This window comes from uncultured Methylibium sp. (assembly GCF_902826655.1).
Lineage (GTDB): Bacteria > Pseudomonadota > Gammaproteobacteria > Burkholderiales > Burkholderiaceae_C > Methylibium.
The window spans coordinates 1-22,634 of sequence record NZ_CADEFR010000047.1 but is presented as its reverse complement, the minus strand read 5'-3'; the positions used below and the strand labels follow the sequence as shown (position 1 = coordinate 22,634).

Below are 22,634 nucleotides of genomic sequence, written 5' to 3'. Positions count from 1 at the left end.
GCCAACTGGATGATCCCCGGCAAGATGGTCAAGGGCATGGGCGGCGCGATGGACCTGGTCGCCGGCGTGGGCCGCGTGATCGTGCTGATGGAGCACGTCGCGAAGAAGAAGGACGGCACGACCGACCTGAAGATCCTGCCCCAGTGCACGCTGCCGCTGACCGGCGTCGGCGTCGTCGACCGGATCATCACCGACCTCGCGGTGCTGGACGTGACGCCTCAGGGGTTGAAGGTCGTCGAGCTGGCGCCGGGCGTGAGCTTCGACGAATTGCAGTCCAAGACCGGCGTCAAGCTGCTGGCCTGATCCGGGGCCGACGCCGGAGCCGGCCCGGCCCGGCCCAGCAGTGCATGCAGCCCGGCGCCCAGCGCCGCGCCGACGATTTGCGCGATGACGAAGCCCGGCACGCTGGCCGGCGCGATGCCGGCGAAGCTGTCGCTGAACATGCGGCCGACGGCCGCGGCCGGGTTGGCGAACGAGGTCGACGCGGTGAACCAGTAGGCCGCGCCGATCCAGCAGGCCACCATTGCGGCGACGCGGGACGGCGGCGCTCGCAGGATGACGAGCAGCAGGCCCGCGGTGGCCACCGCCTCGGCCAGCCACAGGCCGGGGCCGCTGCGAAGCCGGATCGAGAACTGCAGGATCGCCTCGCCGAACATCGCGTGGGCCAGCCAGGCACCGAGCACGGCGCCGACCAGCTGGGCCGCGACATAGGGCAGCAGCCACGACCGCGGCAGCGCGCCGCGCGCGGCCATCACCAGCGACACCGCCGGATTGAAGTGCGCGCCGCTGACCGGCCCGAAGACCTCGATCAGCACGTAGAGCCCGCCGACCGTCGCCAGCGCGTTGGCCAGCAGCGCGATCGCATCGTTGCCGCCGGCCAGCCGCACGGCCATGATGCCGGAGCCGATGACCACGGCCAGGAGAAGCGCGGTGCCGAGCATCTCGGCCAGCAGCGCGCGCGGAGAGCCGCTCATGGGACTTTGGCCTCAGCGAGAGCCGATGTCCTTGATCTCACGCTGGATGCGCTGCGTGTCCAGCGTCGGAAGCGGCAATGCGAGCATCAGCTCGATCCGGCGCTTGAGGGTCACCGCTGCTGACAGGAAGGCCTTCGCCTTCTCATCGTCGCTGCCTTCGACCGCCGCGGGGTCGGGCACGCCCCAGTGCGCCGTCATGGGTTGTCCAGGCCAGAACGGGCAGACCTCGCCTGCCGCGTTGTCGCAGACCGTGAACACGAAGTCCATCACTGGCGCGCCCGGCTTGGCAAACTCATCCCAGCTCTTGCTGCGAAAGCCATCCGTCGGAATCCGCCAGTTGGCCAGCGTCTGCAACGCGAAGGAATTCACCACGCCCTTGGGCTGGCTGCCAGCGGAGTAGGCCTTGAAGCGCGGGCCCGGCAATCGGCCGCCCAGATCGTTCATCAGCCCTTCGGCGAGGATCGATCGCGCCGTGTTGCCGGTGCAGATGAACAGGACGTTGTAGGTGTTGAACTCGGTCATGGGGGGCTCTCAGCAGCAAGCCGACGCGGGTTTCACCGCGATGCCGACAGGCTTGCCGCTCGGGGTGGCGGCAGCGGTGGCAGGGGTGGTGGTGTTGGCGGCACAGCAGCCGCCGGTATCGCCCGCGGGCTTCGGCTCGCCGAAGACCGGGATGTCGCCGAGTGTGTGGAAGTGCTCCCAGGGGATGCCCTGCGGGTCGGTGATCCAGTGCTTCTCGCTGCGCGCGTAGCAGCAGCTGGTGGCGCCTTCGTCGAGCAGGGCCATGTCGGCGGCCCGGGCACGCGCCTTGAGCTCGACCAGCTCCTCGGCCGTATCGGTCTGGAAGCCCAGGTGGTCGACGCCGGGCGTGCCGCCGCGCGTCGAGATGGCGAAGTTGATGCGCGGGTCGTCGAGCATCCACTTGGCGTAGTCGCTCTCGACGCGGCTGGGCTCGGCGGCGAAGAGCTTCGAGTAGAAGGCGATGCTCGCGGGCAGGTCTTCGACGTGGGCGTGGACGTGGAAGCGCTTCATCGGGAACTCCGGTCGGTGGGGTGGTCAGCAGGAGCAGGCGGCGCTGCCGGCATCGACGGCGCAGCCCGCGCCGGCGCAGCAGTTGTCGGTCAGGTAGCCGAGCAGCGCGTTCATGTGCGCGTAGGCGGCGCGGTAGATGATGTGGCGGCTGGACCGCTCGGTCGTCACCAGGCCGGCGGCGGTCAGTTCCTTGAGGTGGTGCGACAGGGTGTTGGGCGGGATCTCCAGCGCCTCGGCCATCGTGCCGGGCGTCAGGCCGGCGCTGCCGGTGACGACCAGGGCACGGAAGACCTTCAGGCGGACCGGCTGGGCCAGCGCGGCCAGGGACTTGATCACGGCTTGTTCATCCATGATTCCAGAATAGTCGAACTATTGAGGGCCTGTCAAGGCTGATCCGGCGGCCTCAGGCGGCCGGGTCGCCCGGCACCCACTGCCCGTCGACCAGCCGCTCGTGCGGCCGGAACTGGGCCTTGTAGGCCATCTTGGGACTCTCGGCGATCCAGTAGCCGAGGTAGACGTGCGGCAGGCGCAGCTGGCACGTCTGCTCGATCTGCCACAGCACGTTGTAGGTGCCGTAGCTGGTGTCGGCCTCGGGCTCGTAGAAGGTGTAGACCGCGCTCAGGCCGTCGTTGAGGATGTCGAGGATCGACACCATCTTCAGCACGCCCAGCTGGCCTTCGGGCGCCGGCGCGCGGAACTCCACGAGGCGCGAGTTGACGCGGCTCTGCAGCAGGAACTGCGTGTACTGGTCGATCGAGTCATGGTCCATGCCGCCGCCGGCATGGCGCCCGGCCTGGTAGCGCAGGTAGAGCTGGTAGTGCTCGGGCACGAAGCACAGGCGCAGCACGCGGGCCTGCAGGGACTGATGCGCCTTCCAGGCGCGGCGCTGGCTGCGTGTGGGCTTGAACTGGGCCACCGGCACGCGCAGCGGCACGCAGGCGCGGCAGCCGTCGCAATAGGGCCGGTAGGTGAACATGCCGCTGCGCCGGAAGCCCCCGGCGACCAGGCCCGAGTAGGCGTCGGCGTGGATCAGGTGGCTGGGCGTGGCGACCTGCGAGCGCGCCAGCTTGCCTGCCAGGTAGCTGCAGGGATAGGGCGCCGTTGCGTAGAACTGCAGCGACGCGAGCGGAAGCTCTTTCGGGTGGGTCACGGTCCGGGCGGGCGGGGCGGAGTCGACGCGGCTGATGCAGGATCCGGGCCGGCGTCCAGGTGCAGCTGGCCCCAGTGCGATCGATGATAGGTCCAATCCGCCGGCGCCGGCTGCGCCACGGCCTGCACCAGGTGCCCCTCGAACGCGGGTCGCGGGATCTCGCGGCCGCCCAGCGAGGCCAGGTGGTCGGTGCGCTGCTGGCAGTCGATCAGCGCGATGTCGTTGGCGCGGCAGAAGGCCACCAGCGCGGCCAGCGCGATCTTCGAGGCGTCGGTGGCGTGCGAGAACATCGACTCGCCGAAGAACATGCCCCCCAGGTTGACGCCGTAGAGCCCGCCGACGAGGCGACCGGCGATCCAGGTCTCGACGCTGTGCACGGCGCCCTGGCGGTGCCAGTCGCGGTAGGCGGCGCGCAGGGCGGGCTGGATCCAGGTGCCGCGCTGGCCGTCGCGCGGCGTGTCGGCGCAGGCCGCGATCACGCGCTCGAAGGCACTGTCGATGCGGATCTCGCAGTCCGGCGACGCGGCGAAGCGGCGCAGGGTCTTGCGCAGGCTGTGCGAGATCCGGAACTCCGCCACCGGCAGCACCATGCGCGGGTCGGGCGTCCACCACAGCACCGGCTGGCCGTCGCTGTACCACGGGAAGATGCCGCGGCCGTAGGCTTCGGCCAGGCGAGCCGGCGACAGGTCGTCGCCCGCGGCCAGCAGGCCCGGCGCCTCGCTGTCGGCCGGCAGCGCGAGCCGCGTGTCGGGCAGCGGGTCGTCGGGGCCTTGCAGCCAGGTCAGCATCGGGGCGGCTGCCTGCCTCAGCCCTCGATGCGACGGCGCAGTCGCCGCATGCTCAGCCAGGCCCCGACGGCGATGGCCGGCACCGCCAGCGCCATCACGGCCTCGACCGGCACCGGCAGGTGCAGCGCATGCGCGCCCTTCGCGAGGTAGCCGACCAGCCCGACGCCGTAATAGGTGATGGCCGCGACCGACAGGCCCTCGACCGCCGCCTGCAGCCGCAACTGCAGGTGCTGGCGGGCGTTCATCGTGCTGAGCAGCTCGCGCGTGTGCTCCTGCTGCAGCGTCTCGACGCGGGTGCGCAGCAGGCCGCTGGCGCGCGACACGCGCTCGGACAGCGCGCCGAGCCGGCGCGAGGCCCACAGCGTCGTCGTCACCGCCGGCTTCAGGCGGCGGTCGATGAACTCGCGGATCGTCTGCAGGCCCTCGACGCGGACCTCGCGCAGCTCGTCGATGCGCTGCTCGACCAGGTCGAAGTAGGCCGACGAGGCCGAGAAGCGCCCGTGGTGGCGCGCATACGCGCCTTCGACCTCGCGCGCCAGACGCGTCAGCGCGTCCAGCAGCGCGGCCTCCTCGGAGCCGCTGCCGCCGTGGCCGGCGTCGGCCAGGCCGGCGAGCTGGCGCTCCAGTTCGTCGAGCCGCCGTGCGACCTCGCGCGCCGCCGGCAGGCCCAGCAGCGCCATCATCCGGTAGGTGTCGATCTCCAGCAGGCGCTGCAGGTAGCGGCCCAGGCGCCGCGGCGTCGCGGCCGGGTTGTGCAGGCCGACCAGCCAGCGGCCGTAGCCGTCCGGGTGCAGCCGGAAATCGCTGAAGATCTGCAGGTCGCCGTCGGCGATGTCGCTGCCCACCAGCGACTCGGCGTCGAGCCAGCGCTCGGCGGTCTGGCGCAGCGGTTCGTCGCCGGGCAGCAGCACCTGCACGTTGGTGGCGACCAGCAGTTCGCCCGGCACGGCGGCCAGCCAGTCGGCCGGCAGGCTGCGGTAGGCCGGCGCGGCGTCGACGCCCTCGTCCGGCCGCAGCGATCGCCACACGGTGTAGGACACGAACTCGGTGTGGCGCTCCCAGCGCAGCCGGCAGCCCGGCAGGTCGATGCCGAGGTGGCTGGCGCCGGGCGCGGGCAGTGGCAGGTGGTGATCGCGCAGCAGGGCTTCGAGGTGGGCGCGGTCGGCGGCCTGCTGCTCGAGGCCGCAGACGAAGGCCAGGTGCGAGATCGTCAGCGGCGCCTGCATGCGCTCGTAGGGGCGCGCGTGGACCTCGTTGTGGAGCGAGGTGCGCAGCGGATGGGGTCGGCGGGTCGGCATGGCCCTGTCAGTATCGCGCCGCTGCGCGCCGACCCGGGCGCGCGGCGCCGGCTCCGCTAGCATCGAGCGGCCCGGCCTGCTTGTCGGAAGGAGTTTCGTCCCCGTGATCCACCGCCGAGATCTGATGCTGAGCGCCCTGGCCGTCGTAGCCACCGGCGCGAGCGCCGACGACGTGCCGGGCTTCGCGCGCGCGGCCTTCGATGCGAAGACGCTGCCGCAGTTGCTGAAGGCGCTGAACCTGCCGGCGCCGACCGTCAGTGCGGACGTGCAGCTGCAGGCGCCCGAGCTCTTCGAGGATGGCGGCGTCGTGCCGGTCACGCTGGGCTGTGCCCTGCCGGGCGTGCAGCGGCTGCTGCTCGGCGTCGAGCGCAATCCGACGCTGCTGTCGGCGATCTTCGAGCCCGGTGACGCGATCGAGCCGCAGATCCTGACGCGCCTGAAGATGCAGGAAACCTCGCCGGTGCTGGCGCTCGCGGTGCTGAAGGACGGCCGCGTGCTGATGGCGCGCCGCGAGGTCAAGATCACGCTCGGCGGCTGCGGCGGCGCCGGTGTCGATCCCGAGCCGCCGCGCCCGCCTCAGCCGACGCTGATCCGCGTGCAGCCGTCGCCGGGCGGCGTGGCGACGGTGCGCGCGCTGATGAAGCACGACATGGAGAGCGGCCAGCGCAAGGACGGCGGCGGCCGCACGATCCCGGCCTGGCACATCCAGCAGGTCGTCGCGCGCCTCAACGACCAGCCGGTGCTGACCGCGCAGTGGGGCACCGCCGTGTCGCGCAACCCCTTCCTGCAGTTCGGCCTGCGCGGCGCCAAGGCCGGCGACAAGCTGTCGCTGGCCTGGGTCGATAGCCGCGGTGCCTCTCGCAGCGACGAGGTGGCCGTGTTGTGATCGGTGATCGGTGAGTCGTGATCCGATCACAGATCACAGATCACAGATCACCGACCTCAGCCCAAGGCATCCGCCCAGATGTTCTTCGCCCAGCCCAGCGCGTAGCGCGCCTCGAGCGCATTGCGCTCGCCCGACAGGCCCCCCGAGCCGGCCACGGTCTTGAAGGTCTTCTCGGCCTCGACGTACTCGTGCACGCTGGCCACGTGCACCACCAGTTCCGGCGCGACGAAGCTGTAGCAGGTATTGGTCAGGATGGGCTTGGGGTTCGGCGCCACACCGGACAGCGCGGACACCACCGCCGCTGCCGCCACCTTGCCGTGCGAGTTGGCCATGTGGCCGGACTTCGGCATGCCGGCGGCGAGCTGGATCGAGTCGCCGATCACGTGGACATCCTTGGCAGCGGTCGACTCGAACGTCAGGTAATCGACACCGGCCCAGCGCTTGTTGGAGTTGGCCAGGCCCGCGTCGACCGCGATGCGCCCGGCGCGCTGCTGCGGCAGCACGTTCAGCACGTCGGCCTTGAAGTTCTCCTGCACCTCGAAGCGCAGCGTGCTGCCCTCGACGCCGACCACCTTGTGCTGCGGGCGGTACTCGATGATCCCGGGGTAGAGCTCGCTCCATGCCTTCTTGAAGAGCGCGCCCTTCGAGGTGACGTCCGGGTTGGCGTCGAACAGCACGACCTTGGACTTCGGCTTGGCCTTCTTGAAGTAGGACGCGACCAGCGCGACGCGCTCGTACGGGCCGGGCGGGCAGCGATAGGGCGCCTCGGGGATGGTGAGCGCGTAGACGCCGCCGTCGGGCAGCTGCTCGAGCTGCCGGCGCAGCGCCACTGTCTCGGGGCCGGCTTTCCAGGCCTGCAGCACGCGGCCGGCGGCCGAGGCTTCGGCCAGGCCGGCGACGGTGTCGAGCTGCAGCTCGATGCCGGGCGAGAGGATGAGCTTGTCGTAGCGGATGCTGCCGCCGCGGCCCAGGCCCACGGTCTTCTTGCCCGCATCGATGGCGGTGGCGACATCCTTGACCACGGTCACGCCGTGCTGGCGGGCGAGGCCGTCGTAGGGCGTGGCCAGCGAAGCCAGGTCGCGCGCGCCCTCGAGCACCAGGTTGCTCAGCGGGCAGGAGATGAAGGCATCGTTGGGCTCGATCAGCACCACGTCGATCTTGTAGTCCGACAGCAGGCGCACGTACTTGGCCGCAGTCGCGCCGCCATAGCCGCCGCCGACCACCACCACCTTGGCCGACTCCGGCACGCGCGGGCTCGCGCAGGCCCCCAGCAGCCCCAGCAGGCCAACCGAGCCGGCGCCTTGGATCAGTGAACGTCTTTGCATGGCCGTCTCCTCACTTCTTCTGCGCGGCGAAGTAGCCGGCGATCGCATCGAGCTGCTGGGGGGTGTAGCCCTTGGTCAGCTGATGCATCACCGTGGCGGGACGCTTGCCGTCGCGGAAGGCATTGAGCTGGTCGACGATGTAGGCCTTGTCCAGACCGGCCAGGCCCAGCAGGCCGCTGTCGAGCGCGACCGACTTGCCGTCGGTGCCGTGGCAGTTGGCGCAGGTGGCGGCCCAGCTGCGCACCTGCAGGGCGCTGGCGTCCTGCGCCGACGCGACGCCGGCGGTCAGGCCGCCGGCCAGCAGCGCCGCGGCGAGTCGCGGCGTCGTCCATCTTGTTCTCATCCTGTGTCTCCTGGTGGGTCGGTTGCCGCCGGATGGTGCCAGCAAGGCGCGGCTTTGCCAATGCGCGCTGCACCTATCCATGCGCGCTGCCCGCAGACAGCAGCGGCGTGTCGTGGGCGACGAGGTGGGCCTCGCCTTCCTCGAGGATGAAGTAGCGGAAGGCCTCGGCCGACGGCGACAGCAGCTTGGAGAGCAGATGCACCACGTTCCAGCTGCGCATCACCGGCGTGCCCTGCACGTCCAGCAGGTGCAGCAGGCCGGTGCGCAGCTCCAGGCCGATCGTGTGCAGCGACAGGAAGGACAGTCCCATGCCGGCCATCACCGCCTGCTTGATGGTCTCGTTGCTCGACATCTCCATGCTGATGCACGGCTCGAAGCGGTGCTCCTTGAAGAATCCCTCCATCGCGTTGCGCGTGCCCGAGCCCGGCTCGCGCACGACGAAGGGATAGGGCGCCAGCGACTCCAGCGGCGGATGGCCGACGCGCAGCAGCGGGTGGTCCGGCGGCGCGACGAACACGAAGGGGTGGGCCGCGAAGGGCTCGGCGCGCGTCGCCAGCTCCCTGGGCGGCCGGCCCATGATCGCGAGGTCGACCTCGTTGGCATGCATCAGCTCGACCAGCTGCTCGCGGTTCTGCATCACCTGCAGCTTCACGTCGATGCCGCTGTGCTCCTGCCGAAAGCGCGCCAGCAGCCGCGGCACGAAGTACTTCGCGGTGCTGACCATGCCGATCGTGAGCAGACCGGTCTCCAGGCGCTGGAAGCGCGCCATCGCGTCGTCGGCGTCCTTCAGCGTGGCCAGCAGGCGCTTGGCGTAGACCAGGTAGTACTCGCCGGCCGTGGTCAGCGCGACGCTGCGCCCGCTGCGCTCGAAGAGCGGCAGGCCGACCTGCGACTCCAGCTCCTTGACCTGCATCGTCACGGCCGGCGGCGTCAGGTGCAGGTGCTCGGCGGCCCGCGCGAAGCTGAGCTGGCGCGCCACCTCGGTAAAAACCCTGAGCTGCCGGAAGGTCACATTCTTCATTCAGGCAAATCTGAAGTCGAAGCCAAGAAGTTCTGAATTCCGCTTAGTCCAATCGGAACTTATCGTGGGTCGCAATTAGCGTCAATCGATGCCGACCACCGAGGAGAGCCCGTGAACAAGCCTGCCGACGAAGGGATCATCACCGACGCCAAGAAGCGCTACGCCGCCGGCGTGCTGAAGTACAAGCAGATGGGCTACTGGCAGCCCGACTACGTGCCCAAGGACACGGACGTCATCGCGATGTTCCGGATGACGCCTCAGGAGGGCGTCGATGCCGAGGAGTGCGCGGCGGCCGTGGCCGGCGAGTCGTCCACCGCCACCTGGACGGTGGTGTGGACCGACCGCCTCACCGCCTGCGACCTGTACCGCGCCAAGTGCTTCCGCGTCGATGCGGTGCCCAACACCGGCCCCGGCACCAAGACCGAGCAGCAGTACTTCGCCTGGATCGCCTACGACATCGACCTGTTCGAGCCGGGCTCGATCGCCAACCTCACTGCGTCGATCATCGGCAACGTGTTCGGCTTCAAGGCGGTGAAGGCGCTGCGCCTGGAGGACATGCGCATCCCGGTCGCCTACCTGAAGACCTTCCAGGGCCCGGCCACCGGCGTCGTGGTCGAGCGCGAGCGGCTCGACAAGTTCGGCCGCCCGCTGCTGGGCGCGACGACCAAGCCGAAGCTGGGCCTGAGCGGCCGCAACTACGGTCGGGTGGTGTACGAGGCGCTCAAGGGCGGACTCGACTTCGTCAAGGACGACGAGAACATCAATTCGCAGCCCTTCATGCACTGGCGCGACCGCTTCCTGTACTGCATGGAGGCGGTCAACAAGGCGAGTGCGGCCACCGGCGAGGTCAAGGGCCACTACCTCAACGTCACCGCCGGCACGATGGAGGAGATGTACGCGCGCGCCGAGTTCGCCAAGAGCCTGGGCAGCGTGATCATCATGATCGACCTGGTGATCGGCTACACCGCGATCCAGAGCATGGCGCTCTGGGCGCGCAAGAACGACATGATCCTGCACCTGCACCGTGCCGGGAACAGCACCTACTCGCGCCAGAAGAACCACGGCATGAACTTCCGCGTGATCTGCAAGTGGATGCGCATGGCGGGCGTGGACCACATCCACGCCGGCACCGTGGTCGGCAAGCTCGAAGGCGACCCGATGATGATCCGCGGCTTCTACGACACGCTGCTCGACACGCACACGCCGCAGCAGCTCGAAAAGGGCCTGTTCTTCGAGCAGAACTGGGCCTCGATGAACAAGGTGATGCCGGTGGCCTCGGGCGGCATCCACGCCGGCCAGATGCACCAGCTGCTGACCTACCTGGGCGACGACGTGGTGCTGCAGTTCGGCGGCGGCACGATCGGCCACCCGATGGGCATCCAGGCCGGTGCCACCGCCAACCGCGTGGCGCTCGAAGCCATGGTGCTGGCGCGCAACGAGGGCCGCGACATCTGGAACGAGGGCCCGCAGATCCTGAAGGACGCCGCCAAGTGGTGCAGCCCGCTGAAGGCCGCGATCGACACCTGGGGCGAGATCGCCTTCAATTTCGAGTCCACCGACACCGCGGACTTCGTGGCCACGGCGACGGCTTCAGCCTGAAAGGACCACGATCATGATGACCAACCACGGCAACCGCATCACCCAGGGCCAGTTCTCGTTCCTGCCGGACCTGACCGACGCGCAGATCACCAGGCAGATCGAGTACGCGCTGAAGAACAACTGGGCGGTCGGCGTCGAATACACCGACGACCCGCACCCGCGCAACACCTACTGGGAGATGTTCGGCAACCCGATGTTCGATCTGAAGGACGCCGCCGGCATCCTGATGGAGGTGAACAACTGCCGCAAGGCCTTCCCCAGCCACTACGTCCGCGTCACCGCGTTCGACTCGACGCAGGGTGTGGAATCGGTGCGCATGTCGTACATCGTCAACCGGCCGAAGAAGGAGCCGGGCTTCGGCCTGGCGCGCACCGAGGTCGCGGGCCGCCAGGTGCAGTACCGCATCTCGTCGTACGCCACCGACAAGCCGGAAGGCGAGCGGTACTAGCGCGAAGCGTCCGCAATGTCCGCGCTGCCCACGCCGTCGCCCGCGACGCGCACCGTCGCCGAAGTCCTGGCCGAGAGCCAGGTCGAGGCGGTGCTCGACGAGCTCGACCGCGACCTGGTCGGGCTCGTGCCGGTGAAGCAGCGCATCCGCGACATTGCCGCGCTGCTGGTGATCGACAAGCTGCGCGCCGGGCTCGGGCTGGCGGCGCAGGCGCCGTCGCTGCACATGAGCTTCACCGGCAACCCCGGCACCGGCAAGACGACGGTGGCACTGCGCATGGCCGAGATCCTTCATCGCCTGGGCTATGTGCGCAAGGGCCACCTCGTCGCGGTGACGCGCGACGACCTGGTCGGCCAGTACATCGGCCACACCGCGCCCAAGACCAAGGAGATCCTCAAGAAGGCGATGGGCGGCGTGCTCTTCATCGACGAGGCCTACTACCTCTACCGACCCGAGAATGAGCGCGACTACGGCCAGGAGGCCATCGAGATCCTGCTCCAGGTCATGGAGAACCAGCGCGACGACCTGGTCGTGATCCTGGCCGGCTACAAGGACCGGATGGACACCTTCTTCAAGTCCAATCCCGGCATGAGCTCGCGCATCGCCCACCACCTGGACTTCCCCGACTACAGCGAGGGCGAGCTGATGGGCATCGCCGACCTGATGCTGCAGTCGACGCACTACCGGTTCAGCGACGATGCGCAGGCGGCCTTCGCCGAGTACCTGGGGCTGCGGCTGGCCCAGCCGCATTTCGCCAACGCACGCAGCGTGCGCAATGCGCTCGACCGCGCGCGGCTGCGCCAGGCCTCGCGGCTGTTCGCCGAGCGCGAACGCGAGCTGTCGCGCGACGATCTCACCACGCTGACCGCGGCCGACATCCGCGGCAGTCGACTCTTCCATAACACCTAGATCCCTTCCGGAGCGCGCTCATGACCCCCCCGACCGACCTCGAGCAGTGGCTCACCTCCCATCCCCCGGCGGTCGCCGACGTGGTGCGTCATGTGGCGCGGGCCTGCGTCCAGGTGTCGCGCCTGGTCGAGCGCGGCACGCTGGGCAGCGCCACCGACGAGGCCGGCGCGGCGTCGCGGGTCGGCCTGGCCGACCGCGGCTTCGCACGCGCGCTGGCCGACTGCCCCGAGGTCGCGGGCTGGGTCAGCGAGATCCAGGACGAGGTGCACGTCTCGTCCGAATTCGGCAGCACGGCGGCCTACCTGGTCGCCTACGACGCGCTCGACCGGATCGCGAACGACGACGCCAGCACCGCGGCCGGCAGCGTGTTCTCGGTGCTGCCGCACCTGTTTCGCGGCACGCCGGCCAGCGCAGCCGCGTTCATGCAGCCGGGCCGCCGCCAGGTGGCGGCCGGCTACGCGATCTACGGCCCGACGACGCAGCTCGTGCTGAGCCTGGGCGAGGGTGTCCAGGTCTTCACGCTGGACCCGGACCGGCGCTCCGAGGCCGGCCGCTGGATCCTCACCGGCGAGGCGGTGCGCGTGCCGAAGACCAGCGCCGAGTTCGCGATCGATGCGTCGAACCAGCGCTTCTGGGAGAAGCCGGTGCAGCGCTACGTCGCCGAGTGCGTGGCCGGGCAGGGCGGACCGCGCGGCCGTGACTTCGGCATGCACTGGCTCGGCAGCCTGGTCGGCGAGATGCATCGCGTGCTGACGCGGGGCGGCGTCTACCTGCAGCCGCGCGACAGCAAGGAGCCTTATCGCCCCGGCCACCTGTGCCTGCTGCACGAAGCCGCGCCGCTGGCCTGGCTGATGGAGCGCGCCGGCGCTGCGGCCTCGAACGGCACCACCGCCATCGTCGACCTGGTGCCCGACGCGCTGCACCAGAAGGTGCCGTTGATCCTGGGGTCGCGCGACGAGGTCGAGCGCATCGTCGGCTACCACGCCGACCCGAGCGAGAACGTGTCCTGGCAGCTGTTCAAGACGCGATCCCTGTTCATCCAGCCCAACGTCTGACGGTGTGCGATGTCGAGGAAGCATCCGATCATCGCGGTCACCGGCTCCAGCGGCGCCGGCACGACGACCGTCAAGCGCGTGTTCGAGAACATCTTCCGGCGCGAGGGCATCCGCGCGGCCGTGATCGAGGGCGACGCCTTCCATCGCTATCCGCGCAAGGAGATGAAGGAACTGATCGCCGCCGGTGACCGCGAGGGCCGTGCCGTCAGCCACTTCGGGCCCGACACCAACGAGTGGGATCAGCTGCACGCGCAGTTCCTCGCCTACGGGCAGCACGGCCGCTGCAAGACGCGGCTCTACCTGCACAGCGACGAGGAGGCCGAGCCCTACCGGCAGGAGCCGGGCACGTTCACCGCCTGGACCGACACGCCCGCCGACACCGACCTGCTGTTCTACGAGGGCCTGCACGGCTGCGTGAAGCACGAGGGCGTCGACCTGCCGAAGCTGGCCGACCTGAAGCTCGGCGTCGTGCCCATCATCAACCTCGAGTGGATCCAGAAGATCCACCGCGACACGCGCGATCGCGGCTACTCCAAGGAGGCGGTGCAGGACACCATCCTGCGCCGCATGCGCGACTACATCCACCACATCGTCCCGCAGTTCGGCGAGACCGACATCAACTTCCAGCGCGTGCCGGTGGTCGACACCAGCAATCCCTTCATGGCGCGCGACATCCCGACGGCCGGCGAGAGCATGACGGTGATCCGCTTCAAGAACCCGCGCGGCATCGACTTTCCCTACCTGCTGTCGATGATCGGCGAGTCCTTCATGAGCCGCGCCAACACCATCGTCGTGCCGGGCGGCAAGATGGACCTGGCGATGCAGCTGATCCTGACGCCGATGATCCTGCGGCTGATGGAGATCCGGCGGGCGCAGCTGCAATGACGGCGGCCATGCTGAGGCTGGTCAGCTTCGACCTCGACGGCACGCTGGTCGACACCGCGGGCGAGATCGCCGAAGCCGTGCATCGCACCTTCGACGACGTCGGCCTGCAGCGGCGGCCGCAGGAAGAGATCACGCGGCTGATCGGCAAGGGCACGCGCGAGCTGCTGCTGCGTCTGCTGGCGCGCATCACGGCCGAGCAGCCGGCGCTCGCCGGGACAGTCGACACCGACGCGGTGCTGCACCGCTTCGAGCACCACTACGCCGAGACCGCGGGCCGCATGGGCCAGCCGTTCGACGGCTGCGTCGCGATGCTCGAGACGCTGCGCGCCCAGGGCCTGCGCCTGGCCTGCGTCACCAACAAGGAACAGCGCCACGCCGAGCGGGTGCTGGGCGCGACCGGGCTCGCGGACTACTTCGAGCTGCTGGTCGGCGGCGACACGCTGCCCTTCAAGAAGCCTGATGCGCGCGTGTTCGCGCACGTGCTCGGCCACTTCGGCGTCAGTGCCGCCGAGGCGGTGCATGTCGGCGATTCGGCAATCGACGTCGAGACGGCCCGCAATGCCGGCGTGCCGGCCTGGGTGCTGCCGCACGGCTACAACGCCGGCGTGCCGATCACCGAGGCCGGGCCGGACCACCTGTTCGCCGACCTGCCCGCCGTGGCAGCCCATGTATCGGCGATGCGCTGACGACGCCCGAGGCGAAGGAGAACCGAATGCTGGCTGCGCTGATCTGGGACGTCGACGGCACCTTCGCCGAAACCGAGCGCGACGGCCACCGCATCGCCTTCAACGAGGCCTTCGAGGCGCTGGGCCTCGCCTGGCGCTGGGACGTGCCGCGCTACGCCGAGCTGCTGCGCGTGACCGGCGGCCGCGAGCGCCTGCTGCACGACATGGCGTCGCAGCCCGACGCACCGGCGGACGCCGCCGAGCGCTCTGCGCTGGCCGCCGCGCTGCACGCCGAGAAGAACCGCCGCTACGCCCTCATCGCCGCGAGCGGCCGCATTCCGCTGCGGCCCGGCGTGGCGCGGCTGTTGCGCGAGGCCACGGCCGCGGGCCTGCAGCACGCGATCGCGACCACCACCTCGCGGGTCAACCTCGACGCGCTGATGCGGCAGCACTTCGGCGCCGTCTGGCCCAGCCTGTTCGCGGCGGTGGTCTGCGCCGAGGATGCGCCGGTCAAGAAGCCCGACCCGCAGGTCTACCGGATGGCACTGGACCGGCTGTCGCTCGACCCGGAGGAGGCGCTGGCGATCGAGGACTCGCCGAACGGCCTGGCGGCGGCCTCGGCCGCCGGCATCGCGACGCTGGTGACGCGCAGCCTCAACTTCGCCGGCCAGCCTTTCGAGGACGCGCTGGCCGTCTGCGACGACCTCGACAGCCCCGCCGCGCCGTCGTCGCGCCTGCTCGGCGCTCGATCGGCACGCGTCGACGTGGCGCAACTGGGCGTCTGGCACGGCGCCTGGTGGCGCGAGCGGCTCGCGGCCTGATCGGCGCGACGGTCCGCGCGCCGGACGCCTTCAGGCCTCGCGCTCGATGACCCAGGCCTGGTAGCGCAGCGCCGCGACCGCACCGGCGACGATGCCGGCCACCGCGATCACCGAGCCCACCGACAGCAGCGACAGCCCGCTCACGCCCTGGCCGATCGAGCAACCGAGCGCCGTCACGCCGCCCACGCCCATCAGCGCCGCGCCGATCAGGTTCTGCGCGGTGTCGCGCGCGTCGCGAAAGCCCTCCCAGCGGAACTCGCGCCGCCACAGCGCCATCGCGCTGGCGCCGAGCAGCGTGCCGAGCGCGCTGGCGACGCCGAAGCTCAGCACCGTGCCGCGATCGGTCCACAGCGTCAGCAGGTCCAGCGCGTAGGCGGTCGGGGCGACGAAGCTCAGTGCCTCGGGCCGGCGCGAGGCGGTGCCCAGCCAGGCGGGCTCCAGGGTTTCGGGGTGCTCGGCGAGGTGGCCGACCTGGCCGGTGGTCAGCCAGGCCAGCAGCACCACGGCGCCGACGAGCGCGCCGCCGACCAGCATCGCGGGCTGCATGAAGTCGCGTCCGCGCCGCAGCCACAGCAGCAGCGGCACGGCCAGCACGATGCACAGCCCGAGGCGCAGCGCACCGGTGTCGAAGGCGGTGACGCGACCCAGCCACGACGGCAGGTCCTGCGGGCCGGCCAGCAGCGGGCCGACCGGGTCCAGCCATTCGGCGCGCGGGGCAGCGAAGACGCCGCGCAGCGTCATCTGTGCCGTCAGGCCGATCGCCAGCAGCACGATCAGCGCCTTGAGGCTGCCGCCGCCGGTGCGCACCAGCGCGCGCGACGGGCAGCCCGATGCCAGCACCATGCCGAAGCCGAACAGCAGTCCGCCGAGCGCGTGCGACAGCCAGGGCAGGCGCCGGCCGGTGTAGATCGACGCCGACAGGTCCACGCCCGCCAGCCCGATCGCGGCCTGCGTGCCCAGCAGCGCGACCAGCACGGCCCAGACCCAGAGTCGCAGGCGCGTCGCATCGCCGAAGTTGACGAGGTCGGCGATCGCGCCCATGGTGCAGAAGCGCGTGACCTGCGCCGTGGCGCCGAAGGCCAGGCCGAGCACGAAGCCGCCCAGCAGCACGAGCTGGGTCAGTGAAGCGGGGTTCGGATCCACGGGGCGGGGGCGGGTGGCGAGGCGGCGATTCTCGCCCGCGCTGCGAGGTGGCTTCGCACCGCTGGGCTCAGGGTCTTGCGTCGACGCGGCAGCGGCCGCGGTTCAGACTGAATGCCGAGCCGGTTTCCCTGGTCGACGACGAAAGGAGCTTGCCATGCGCAGACGCATCTACTGGCTGCTGCCCGACCTGGGCAGCGCGCGGCGGACGATGAACGACCTGCTGCTGGCGCGCATCGAGGTGGCGCACATCCACTTCGTCGCGCGCGAAGGCGCCGACCTGTCGGGGCTGCACGCGGCCAACGTGCTGCAGACCTCGGATCTGCTGCGCTCGGCACAGCGCGGCCTGGTGATCGGCGGTGCCCTGGGGCTGGTCGTCGGCAGCGTCGCCGGGCTGCTGTTCCCGATCGTCGGCGACACCTCGGGCTGGGCCGCGCTGAGCGACGTGCTGCGCTCCAGCGACTGGACGGCCGGCGACCTGCGTGCGGCCATCGACTCGCCGCAATGGGGCATGACGTGGGTGCTGGCGGCCCTGGGCGCCGGGGTCGGTGCGTGGTCGGCCAGCCTGGTCGGCATCTCGACGCCCAGCCAGCGCCTGCGCCGCTTCGAGGGCGCGATCGACCAGGGGCAGATCCTGCTGATGGTCGACGTGCCGCGCTCGCGGGTCGAGGAGATCGAGGCGCTGCTGGAGGCGGCCCACCCCGAGGCCCACTTCGAGGGCGTCGAGCCGGACGTGCCGGCCTTTCCCTGATTTCCCGGGTCGACCCGCCCGGCGGCCGCCCTCAGGGCTGGACGCGGTCGATCACGATCTCGACGGGCTTGCCGTCGGGGGCCAGCGGGCCGGCCTGGCCGAGCAGGTCGCCGGCGCGTGGCGTCGCCTCGCCGGTCTTCGACACGCGGGCGCTGACGACCACCTGCGGGAACTTCGACAGCCGGAACTCGGGCGTCATCGCCGCGCTGTCGTCGAGCGTGAAGCGGATCGGCAGGTCGGCGGCGCTGCGCCGCACGATCGCCAGCGGCATGCGCGGGCCTTCGGTGGCACGCGCGACGATGAAGACGGTGTCGGTGGGCGCGACCTTGTCCTTCAGCGCGGGCGCGAGGCTCAGCGTGCCGCTGACGATGGCTGGCGCACTGGCTGCCGCAGCCGTGGCCGCGGACGGGCCGGACGCCGGCCTGGGCGCACCACCGGCCGTGGCCAGCGCGGCGCGCGCCTCGACCAGGCTGCGGTCGAGGTTGCGCCCGAACTCGCTGTCGGGCGGCACCAGCTCGCGGGCGCGGGCCCAGTGCCGGACGGCGGTGGCGAAGTCCTGCTTCTCGTAGGCGGCGCCGCCGGCCAGCGCCAGCGCCTTCAGGTTGTCGGGCTCGAGCTGCAGGGCCCGCGCGACCAGGCGGGCCGGCTCGCCGTCGGCCGACTGGCCCGGCAGCATGGCCATCACGTCGGCGCGATCGGCCAGCAGCTGGGCGTTGTCGGGCGCCAGCGCGTTGGCGCGGGCGTAGGCCTTGTCGGCTTCCGGGAAGCGCTGCAGCGCGGCATAGCTGCGCGCCAGCATCACCCAGCCCTGCAACTCGTCGGGCTGGCCGGCCTTGCCTTCCATCACCTTCGCCAGCTGCTCGACCATGGCCTCGACCTGCGCCATCGTCACCTCGGGCGCCGACGCGGCCTGCGGCGGCAGCAGGGCGTCGCGGCTGCCGAGCCGGGCGTAGAAGCCGGCCGCGAACAGCGGCAGCAGCACGCCGACGGCGACCGCCGTGAGGGTGGCGCGGCCCGGGCCCGAGGCGCGGGCGGGCCGCTCGTCGGCGAGGTCCTCGTCGAGCGCGCGGCGCTCGATCTCGGCGCGCGATTCGCGGTGCTGATCGGCCGTCAACGTGCCGGCGGCCAGCTCGGCGTCCAGCTGCGCGAGCTGGTCACGCAGCACCTGCAGGTTGTCGTTGCGCGCCTCGTCGATCGGCGCCGTCGCATCGCGGCGTCGTGCCAGGGTGGGCAGCAGCAGCGCCAGCGCGAGCGCGACCATCGCGGCCGCGGCGATCCAGAAGAGACTCATGAGGCGGGGGAGTTTTCTTCGCCGAGCAGGCGACGGGCACGTTCGGCTTCGGCGGGCGTCAGCGGGCGTGCGGCGATCAGCGCGCGGCGGCGGCGGATCTGCCGCAGCAGCACCGTGCCGGCGACCAGCAGCAGCACGAAGGGCCCGACCCACAGCGCCAGCGTGCTGGACTTCAGCGGCGGGCGGTACAGCACGAAGTCGCCGTAGCGCTGGACCATGAAGTCGCGGATCTCGGCGTCGCTGCGGCCCTGGCCGATCTGCACGCGGATCTGGTTGCGCAGGTCGACCGCGAGATCGGCGTTGGAGGCGGCGATGGTCTCGTTCTGGCAGACCAGGCAGCGCAGCTCCTCGGCGATGCGGATCACGCGCGCCTGCAGGACCGGGTCGTCGGCCAGCGGCGCGGCGTCCTTCGCGAACGCACTGCCCGCGAGCGCCAGGACCAGCAGGACCATCGACAGCAGGCGATCAGCCACCGGACTTCCTCAGCTTGTCGACCAGCGGGAGGATGCTGCCCGTCAGCGCGGCCGGCGTCACCGGACCGATGTGCTTGAGACGGATCACGCCGGCCTGGTCGATGACGAAGGTCTCGGGCACGCCGTAGACGCCGAAGTCGATGCCGACCAGCCCGGCCGTATCGGCCAGCGACAGCTTGTAGGGGTCACCGTGCTGCTTGAGCCAGGCCAGCGCGTCGTCGCGCTTGTCCTTGTAGTTCAGGCCGTAGATCGGCACGCTGCCGCTGCGGGCCAGGTCGACGAGCAGCGGATGCTCCTGCCGGCAGGCCACGCACCACGAGGCCCAGACGTTGAGCAGCCAGACCTGGCCGCGCAGGTCCTGGTCGGACAGCATGCGGTCGGGCGCCGACAGCAGCGGCAGGCTGAAGGCCGGCGCCGGCTTGTCGATCAGCGGCGAAGGCACCTGGCGCGGATCGAGCTTCAGGCCCTTGGCCAGGAAGCCGACCAGCAGCAGGAAGACCGCCAGCGGCAGCAGGTAGCGCAGCGAACGCTTCATCGTGCGCCGACCTTGGCGGCCACCGGGCGGGCCGCGGCGGCATCGGGTGCGCCGTCGTCGGTGGCGTCGCCCTGGGGCGCCTCGGCGCGGCGGCGCACGGCGCGGTAGCGGCGGTCCAGCACGGCGAGGAAGCCGCCGAGCGCCATCAGCACGCAGCCGCCCCAGATCCAGCCGACGAAGGGCTTGTAGTAGACGCGCACGCTCCACGCCGTGGCGCTGAGCGGCTCGCCGAGCGAGACGTAGAGGTCGCGCGTCAGGCCGCGGTCGATGGCGGTCTCGGTCATCGGCATGCGGCTGACGGTGTAGAGCCGGCGTTCGGGCTCCAGCGTGCGGACGGTCCGGCCGTCGCGGCTGAGGGTCAGTGCGCCGCGCGCGGCGTCGTAGTTCGGGCCGCGGGCGTCGCGCACGCCGTCGAAGCGCAGCGTGTAGTCGTGCAACGTCGTCGTGTCGCCGGGTTCCATGCGCAGGTCCTTCTCGACCTGGTAGCCGCCGACGATGGTGACGCCGACGACGAAGACGGCCACGCCGAAGTGCGCCATCAGCATGCCGTACCACGACAGCGGCTGGCGCCGCAGCGCCTCGGCCACGCCGGCCGAGTGCTCGCGCACGCGCGTGACCAGGTGGTGGACCGTGCTGCAGGCGATCCACGCCGCCATCAGCAGGCCGAAGCCGATCATCGGCGACCAGCGGCCCAGCAGCAGCGGCGCGACGACGGCGGCGATGGCCGCGACCGCCAGCGCCCAGCGCAGCCTGCGCGCCAGGTCGATCGCGCCGGCCCGGCGCCAGCGCGCGATCGGGCCGATGCCCATGAGGAACAGCGCGGGGGCCATCAGCGGCACGAAGACGGCGTCGAAGTAGGGCGGGCCGACCGAGATCTTGCCCATGCCCAGGGCGTCGAGCACCAGCGGGTAGAGCGTGCCCAGCATCACCGCCGCGGCGGCCACCAGCAGCAGCACGTTGTTGGCCAGCAGCATGGCCTCGCGCGAAACCGGCTCGAAGCTGCCGCCGACGCCGACCTTGGGTGCGCGCCAGGCGAACAGCGCGAGCGAGCCGCCGATCACCAGCGCCAGGAAGCCGAGGATGAAGATGCCGCGTGCCGGGTCGGTGGCAAAGGCGTGCACCGAGCTCAGCACGCCCGAGCGGACGATGAAGGTGCCCAGCAGCGACAGGGAGAACGCCAGGATCGCCAGCAGCGCCGTCCACATCTTGAAGCCGCCGCGCTTCTCGGTCACCGCCAGCGAATGGATCAGCGCGGTGCCGACCAACCACGGCATGAAGGAGGCGTTCTCGACCGGGTCCCAGAACCACCAGCCGCCCCAGCCGAGTTCGTAGTAGGCCCAGAAGCTGCCGAGCGCGATGCCCAGCGTCAGGAAGCACCAGGCGACCGTGGTCCAGGGCCGCGACCAGCGCGCCCAGGCGGCATCCAGCCGGCCGGAGATCAGCGCCGAGATCGCGAAGGCGAAGGCCACGACGAAGCCGACGTAGCCCATGTAGAGCATCGGCGGATGGATGATCATCCCCGGGTCCTGCAGCAGCGGGTTCAGGTCCTTGCCGTCGGGCGCCGCGGGCAACAGGCGGATGAAGGGATTGCTGGTCAGCAGCGTGAACAGCAGGAAGCCGCAGCTCACCAGGCCCATGATGCCCAGCACGCGCGCGACGCTGCGGTCGTCGAGCGACTTCGAGAAGGTGGCGACGGCGACGGTCCAGCCGGCCAGGATCAGCGCCCACAGCAGGATCGAGCCTTCGTGGTTGCCCCAGACCGCCGTGATGCGGTACTGCAGCGGCAGCCGCGAGTTGGAGTGCTCGGCCGCCAGCAGCACCGAGAAGTCGTTGTTGACGAAGGCGTAGGTCAGGCAGGCGTAGGCGATCGCGACGAACAGGAACTGGCCGCGCGCCGAGGGGCGGGCCAGCGCGATCCAGGCGGCGTTGCCGGTCGAGGCGCCGATCAGCGGCAGCACGCTCTGCGCCACGGCCATCGCCAGCGCGAGGATGAGGGCCAGGTGACCGAGTTCAGGGATCATGGCTTGGCTCCTCCGTTGACCGCCGTCGGGGTCGGCAGCTTGCCGTGGCGGGCCTGCTCGAGCGCGGCGGCGGCCTCGGGCGGCATGTAGTTCTCGTCGTGCTTGGCGAGCACCTGCTCGGCACGGAAGATCCCGTCGCTGCCGAGCTTGCCCTGCGCCACGACGCCCTTGCCCTCCTTGAAGAGGTCGGGCAGCAGGCCGGTGTAGGTGACCGGCGTGGTCTGCGCCATGTCGGTCACGACGAACCTGACGGTCAGCGATTGCGAGTCGCGCTGGATGCTGCCCATCTCGACCAGCCCGCCGAGGCGGAAGCTCCGTTCGAGCGGGGCCTCCTTGGCCACCACCTGCGAGGGGCTGAAGAAGAACACCAGGTTGCTCTGGAAGGCGTTCAGCACCAGGGCCGCCGCCGCACCCAGTGTGGCCAGCCCGCCGACGATCGCCATGGCGCGTTTGGTTCTGGCCTTCATGCGTCGCTGCCTCCCAGTTCTGTGTCGGTCATGCGCTTCTGAGCGGCGCGACGCGAGAAAAGTTGCCAGACTTCGATCGCGATCGCCAGCGCGACCATGCCGAAGGAGCCCCAGACGTAGAGGCCGTAGCCGCCCATCGCCAGGAAGTCGGAGACGCTCGACCAGTTCATGCGGTGCCCAGTTCCTCGCGCGTCCAGCCGGCATGGGCCTCGCGCTCCAGGATGATGGTCCTCAGCCGCGCCAGCACGACCGCGAAGCAGTAGGCCCAGAAGGCCAGCGCCATGATCAGCATGCCGGTCAGCATCGTCGCCGCCATGCTGGGCGCGCGCGTCAGGCTGACCGAGGCGCCCTGGTGCAGCGTGTTCCACCACTGCACCGAGAAATAGATGATCGGCACGTTGACCACGCCCACGATGGCCAGCAGCGCGGCGGCGCGGTCGGCGCGGCGCGGGTCCTCGATGGCGGCGTGCAGCGAGATGAAGCCGATGTACAGGAAGAGCAGGATCAGCTCGGACGTCAGTCGCGCGTCCCAGACCCACCAGGTGCCCCAGGTCGGCTTGCCCCACAGCGCGCCGGTCCACAGCGCCAGGAAGGTCATCAGCGCGCCGGTGGGGGCGATGGCGCTGGCCAGCATCGAGGCCAGCCGCGCGTTGAAGATCAGTCCGACGGCGGCCCAGAAGGCCATGGCGACGTACAGCACCATCGACATCCAGGCCGCCGGCACGTGGATGAAGATGATGCGGTAGGCCTCGCCCTG

The 22,634-nt window shown here is 70.7% G+C and carries 28 protein-coding genes and 1 pseudogene; 11 read left to right on the top strand and 18 right to left on the bottom strand.

Translation table 11 applies throughout. From position 1 onward, the window contains the following. The coding region (locus QZV97_RS15950; protein ID WP_295644591.1) for a CoA-transferase at positions 1-303 on the top strand (303 nt) is incomplete at its 5' end. Here the strand turns inward: QZV97_RS15950 and QZV97_RS15945 are convergent. The 7 genes from QZV97_RS15945 to QZV97_RS15915 are packed head-to-tail and all read right to left on the bottom strand — an operon-like array spanning position 219 to position 5,242. Beyond that, a complete protein-coding gene (locus tag QZV97_RS15945; RefSeq protein WP_295644588.1) occupies positions 219-974 on the bottom strand; it encodes an MIP/aquaporin family protein in 756 nt (251 codons plus the stop codon). The two genes, QZV97_RS15950 and QZV97_RS15945, sit on opposite strands and share 85 nt — an antisense overlap. Positions 975-986: 12 nt before the next feature. Further along, on the bottom strand, positions 987-1,496 hold the full coding sequence (locus QZV97_RS15940; protein WP_295644585.1) for an arsenate reductase ArsC: 510 nt from the start codon (positions 1,494-1,496) through the stop codon (positions 987-989). Positions 1,497-1,505: 9 nt separating this feature from the next. After that, positions 1,506-2,006 (bottom strand): ArsI/CadI family heavy metal resistance metalloenzyme, encoded by a 501-nt coding sequence (locus tag QZV97_RS15935; RefSeq protein ID WP_295644582.1) that lies wholly within the window; start codon positions 2,004-2,006, stop codon positions 1,506-1,508. Positions 2,007-2,030: 24 nt separating this feature from the next. Next, on the bottom strand, positions 2,031-2,357 hold the full coding sequence (locus QZV97_RS15930) for a metalloregulator ArsR/SmtB family transcription factor (protein ID WP_295644579.1): 327 nt from the start codon (positions 2,355-2,357) through the stop codon (positions 2,031-2,033). Positions 2,358-2,409: 52 nt separating this feature from the next. Further along, on the bottom strand, positions 2,410-3,156 hold the full coding sequence (locus QZV97_RS15925) for an arginyltransferase (protein WP_295644576.1): 747 nt from the start codon (positions 3,154-3,156) through the stop codon (positions 2,410-2,412). Continuing rightward, on the bottom strand, positions 3,153-3,944 hold the full coding sequence (aat, locus tag QZV97_RS15920) for a leucyl/phenylalanyl-tRNA--protein transferase (protein ID WP_295644565.1): 792 nt from the start codon (positions 3,942-3,944) through the stop codon (positions 3,153-3,155). Before aat ends, QZV97_RS15925 begins: the two co-directional genes overlap by 4 nt. A 17-nt stretch (positions 3,945-3,961) precedes the next feature. After that, entirely contained in the window at positions 3,962-5,242 is a 1,281-nt protein-coding gene (locus QZV97_RS15915; RefSeq protein WP_295644553.1) for a DUF3422 family protein, read from the bottom strand. Between QZV97_RS15915 and QZV97_RS15910 the strand changes: the two are divergent. Both QZV97_RS15910 and soxZ read left to right on the top strand, forming a co-directional pair. Beyond that, positions 5,241-5,768, top strand: a pseudogene (locus QZV97_RS15910) (thiosulfate oxidation carrier protein SoxY); the annotation flags it as partial. The gene QZV97_RS15915 and the pseudogene QZV97_RS15910 sit on opposite strands and share 2 nt — an antisense overlap. A 60-nt stretch (positions 5,769-5,828) precedes the next feature. Next, the gene (gene soxZ / locus QZV97_RS15905; RefSeq protein WP_295644597.1) at positions 5,829-6,128 is read left to right on the top strand and encodes a thiosulfate oxidation carrier complex protein SoxZ; all 300 of its coding nucleotides are present in this window, start codon (positions 5,829-5,831) and stop codon (positions 6,126-6,128) included. A gap of 56 nt (positions 6,129-6,184) precedes the next feature. Here soxZ and QZV97_RS15900 read toward each other — a convergent pair whose 3' ends face one another. The 3 genes from QZV97_RS15900 to QZV97_RS15890 form a co-directional block, all read right to left on the bottom strand. After that, complete coding sequence (locus QZV97_RS15900; protein ID WP_295644545.1) at positions 6,185-7,453, bottom strand: NAD(P)/FAD-dependent oxidoreductase; 1,269 nt, start codon at positions 7,451-7,453, stop codon at positions 6,185-6,187. A gap of 10 nt (positions 7,454-7,463) precedes the next feature. Then, on the bottom strand, positions 7,464-7,796 hold the full coding sequence (locus tag QZV97_RS15895; protein WP_295644538.1) for a c-type cytochrome: 333 nt from the start codon (positions 7,794-7,796) through the stop codon (positions 7,464-7,466). A 73-nt stretch (positions 7,797-7,869) separates the two neighbouring features. Continuing rightward, entirely contained in the window at positions 7,870-8,817 is a 948-nt protein-coding gene (locus QZV97_RS15890; RefSeq protein WP_295644534.1) for a LysR family transcriptional regulator, read from the bottom strand. A gap of 111 nt (positions 8,818-8,928) precedes the next feature. Between QZV97_RS15890 and QZV97_RS15885 the strand changes: the two genes are divergently transcribed. The 7 genes from QZV97_RS15885 to QZV97_RS15855 are packed head-to-tail and all read left to right on the top strand — an operon-like array spanning position 8,929 to position 15,199. Next, entirely contained in the window at positions 8,929-10,416 is a 1,488-nt protein-coding gene (locus tag QZV97_RS15885; RefSeq protein ID WP_295644533.1) for a ribulose-bisphosphate carboxylase large subunit, read from the top strand. A gap of 13 nt (positions 10,417-10,429) precedes the next feature. Next, positions 10,430-10,864: a ribulose bisphosphate carboxylase small subunit gene (locus tag QZV97_RS15880; RefSeq protein ID WP_295644523.1), complete on the top strand. Its 435-nt coding sequence runs from the start codon at positions 10,430-10,432 to the stop codon at positions 10,862-10,864. A gap of 15 nt (positions 10,865-10,879) precedes the next feature. Then, on the top strand, positions 10,880-11,773 hold the full coding sequence (gene cbbX / locus QZV97_RS15875; RefSeq protein WP_295644510.1) for a CbbX protein: 894 nt from the start codon (positions 10,880-10,882) through the stop codon (positions 11,771-11,773). A 20-nt stretch (positions 11,774-11,793) separates the two neighbouring features. Then, positions 11,794-12,828 carry a class 1 fructose-bisphosphatase gene (locus tag QZV97_RS15870; RefSeq protein WP_295644498.1) on the top strand — a complete coding sequence of 345 codons (1,035 nt, stop codon included), beginning with the start codon at positions 11,794-11,796 and terminating at the stop codon, positions 12,826-12,828. A gap of 9 nt (positions 12,829-12,837) precedes the next feature. Beyond that, the gene (locus QZV97_RS15865) at positions 12,838-13,713 is read left to right on the top strand and encodes a phosphoribulokinase (protein ID WP_295644485.1); all 876 of its coding nucleotides are present in this window, start codon (positions 12,838-12,840) and stop codon (positions 13,711-13,713) included. An 8-nt stretch (positions 13,714-13,721) separates the two neighbouring features. Next, entirely contained in the window at positions 13,722-14,399 is a 678-nt protein-coding gene (locus tag QZV97_RS15860) for an HAD-IA family hydrolase (protein ID WP_295644473.1), read from the top strand. A gap of 26 nt (positions 14,400-14,425) precedes the next feature. Beyond that, positions 14,426-15,199, top strand: a complete 774-nt coding sequence (locus tag QZV97_RS15855) for an HAD-IA family hydrolase (RefSeq protein WP_295644460.1) — start codon at positions 14,426-14,428, stop codon at positions 15,197-15,199. A gap of 30 nt (positions 15,200-15,229) precedes the next feature. Here the strand turns inward: QZV97_RS15855 and QZV97_RS15850 are convergent, their stop codons facing one another. Next, complete coding sequence (locus QZV97_RS15850; protein WP_295644449.1) at positions 15,230-16,342, bottom strand: YeeE/YedE family protein; 1,113 nt, start codon at positions 16,340-16,342, stop codon at positions 15,230-15,232. Positions 16,343-16,496: 154 nt separating this feature from the next. Here QZV97_RS15850 and QZV97_RS15845 point away from each other — a divergent pair, with 154 nt between their 5' ends. Further along, a complete protein-coding gene (locus QZV97_RS15845) occupies positions 16,497-17,090 on the top strand; it encodes a DUF1269 domain-containing protein (RefSeq protein WP_295644436.1) in 594 nt (197 codons plus the stop codon). 31 nt (positions 17,091-17,121) lie between these two features. On the opposite strand, the gene ccmI is transcribed toward QZV97_RS15845, so the two are convergent. The 7 genes from ccmI to ccmC all read right to left on the bottom strand — a co-directional run. Continuing rightward, the gene (ccmI, locus tag QZV97_RS15840) at positions 17,122-18,381 is read right to left on the bottom strand and encodes a c-type cytochrome biogenesis protein CcmI (protein ID WP_295644422.1); all 1,260 of its coding nucleotides are present in this window, start codon (positions 18,379-18,381) and stop codon (positions 17,122-17,124) included. Beyond that, positions 18,378-18,854: a cytochrome c-type biogenesis protein gene (locus QZV97_RS15835; RefSeq protein WP_366558911.1), complete on the bottom strand. Its 477-nt coding sequence runs from the start codon at positions 18,852-18,854 to the stop codon at positions 18,378-18,380. Before QZV97_RS15835 ends, ccmI begins: the two co-directional genes overlap by 4 nt. Beyond that, positions 18,847-19,389, bottom strand: coding sequence for a DsbE family thiol:disulfide interchange protein (locus QZV97_RS15830; protein ID WP_295644412.1), 543 nt, complete (start codon positions 19,387-19,389; stop codon positions 18,847-18,849). Before QZV97_RS15830 ends, QZV97_RS15835 begins: the two co-directional genes overlap by 8 nt. Continuing rightward, the gene (locus QZV97_RS15825) at positions 19,386-21,410 is read right to left on the bottom strand and encodes a heme lyase CcmF/NrfE family subunit (protein WP_295644399.1); all 2,025 of its coding nucleotides are present in this window, start codon (positions 21,408-21,410) and stop codon (positions 19,386-19,388) included. The genes QZV97_RS15830 and QZV97_RS15825 overlap by 4 nt, the downstream gene beginning before the upstream one ends. Further along, the gene (ccmE, locus tag QZV97_RS15820) at positions 21,407-21,877 is read right to left on the bottom strand and encodes a cytochrome c maturation protein CcmE (RefSeq protein WP_295644396.1); all 471 of its coding nucleotides are present in this window, start codon (positions 21,875-21,877) and stop codon (positions 21,407-21,409) included. Before ccmE ends, QZV97_RS15825 begins: the two co-directional genes overlap by 4 nt. Next, positions 21,874-22,047: a heme exporter protein CcmD gene (ccmD, locus tag QZV97_RS15815; RefSeq protein ID WP_295644391.1), complete on the bottom strand. Its 174-nt coding sequence runs from the start codon at positions 22,045-22,047 to the stop codon at positions 21,874-21,876. Before ccmD ends, ccmE begins: the two co-directional genes overlap by 4 nt. Continuing rightward, a partial coding sequence (ccmC, locus tag QZV97_RS15810; protein ID WP_295644380.1) for a heme ABC transporter permease CcmC occupies positions 22,044-22,634 on the bottom strand: 591 nt, incomplete at its 5' end. The genes ccmC and ccmD, both read right to left, overlap by 4 nt.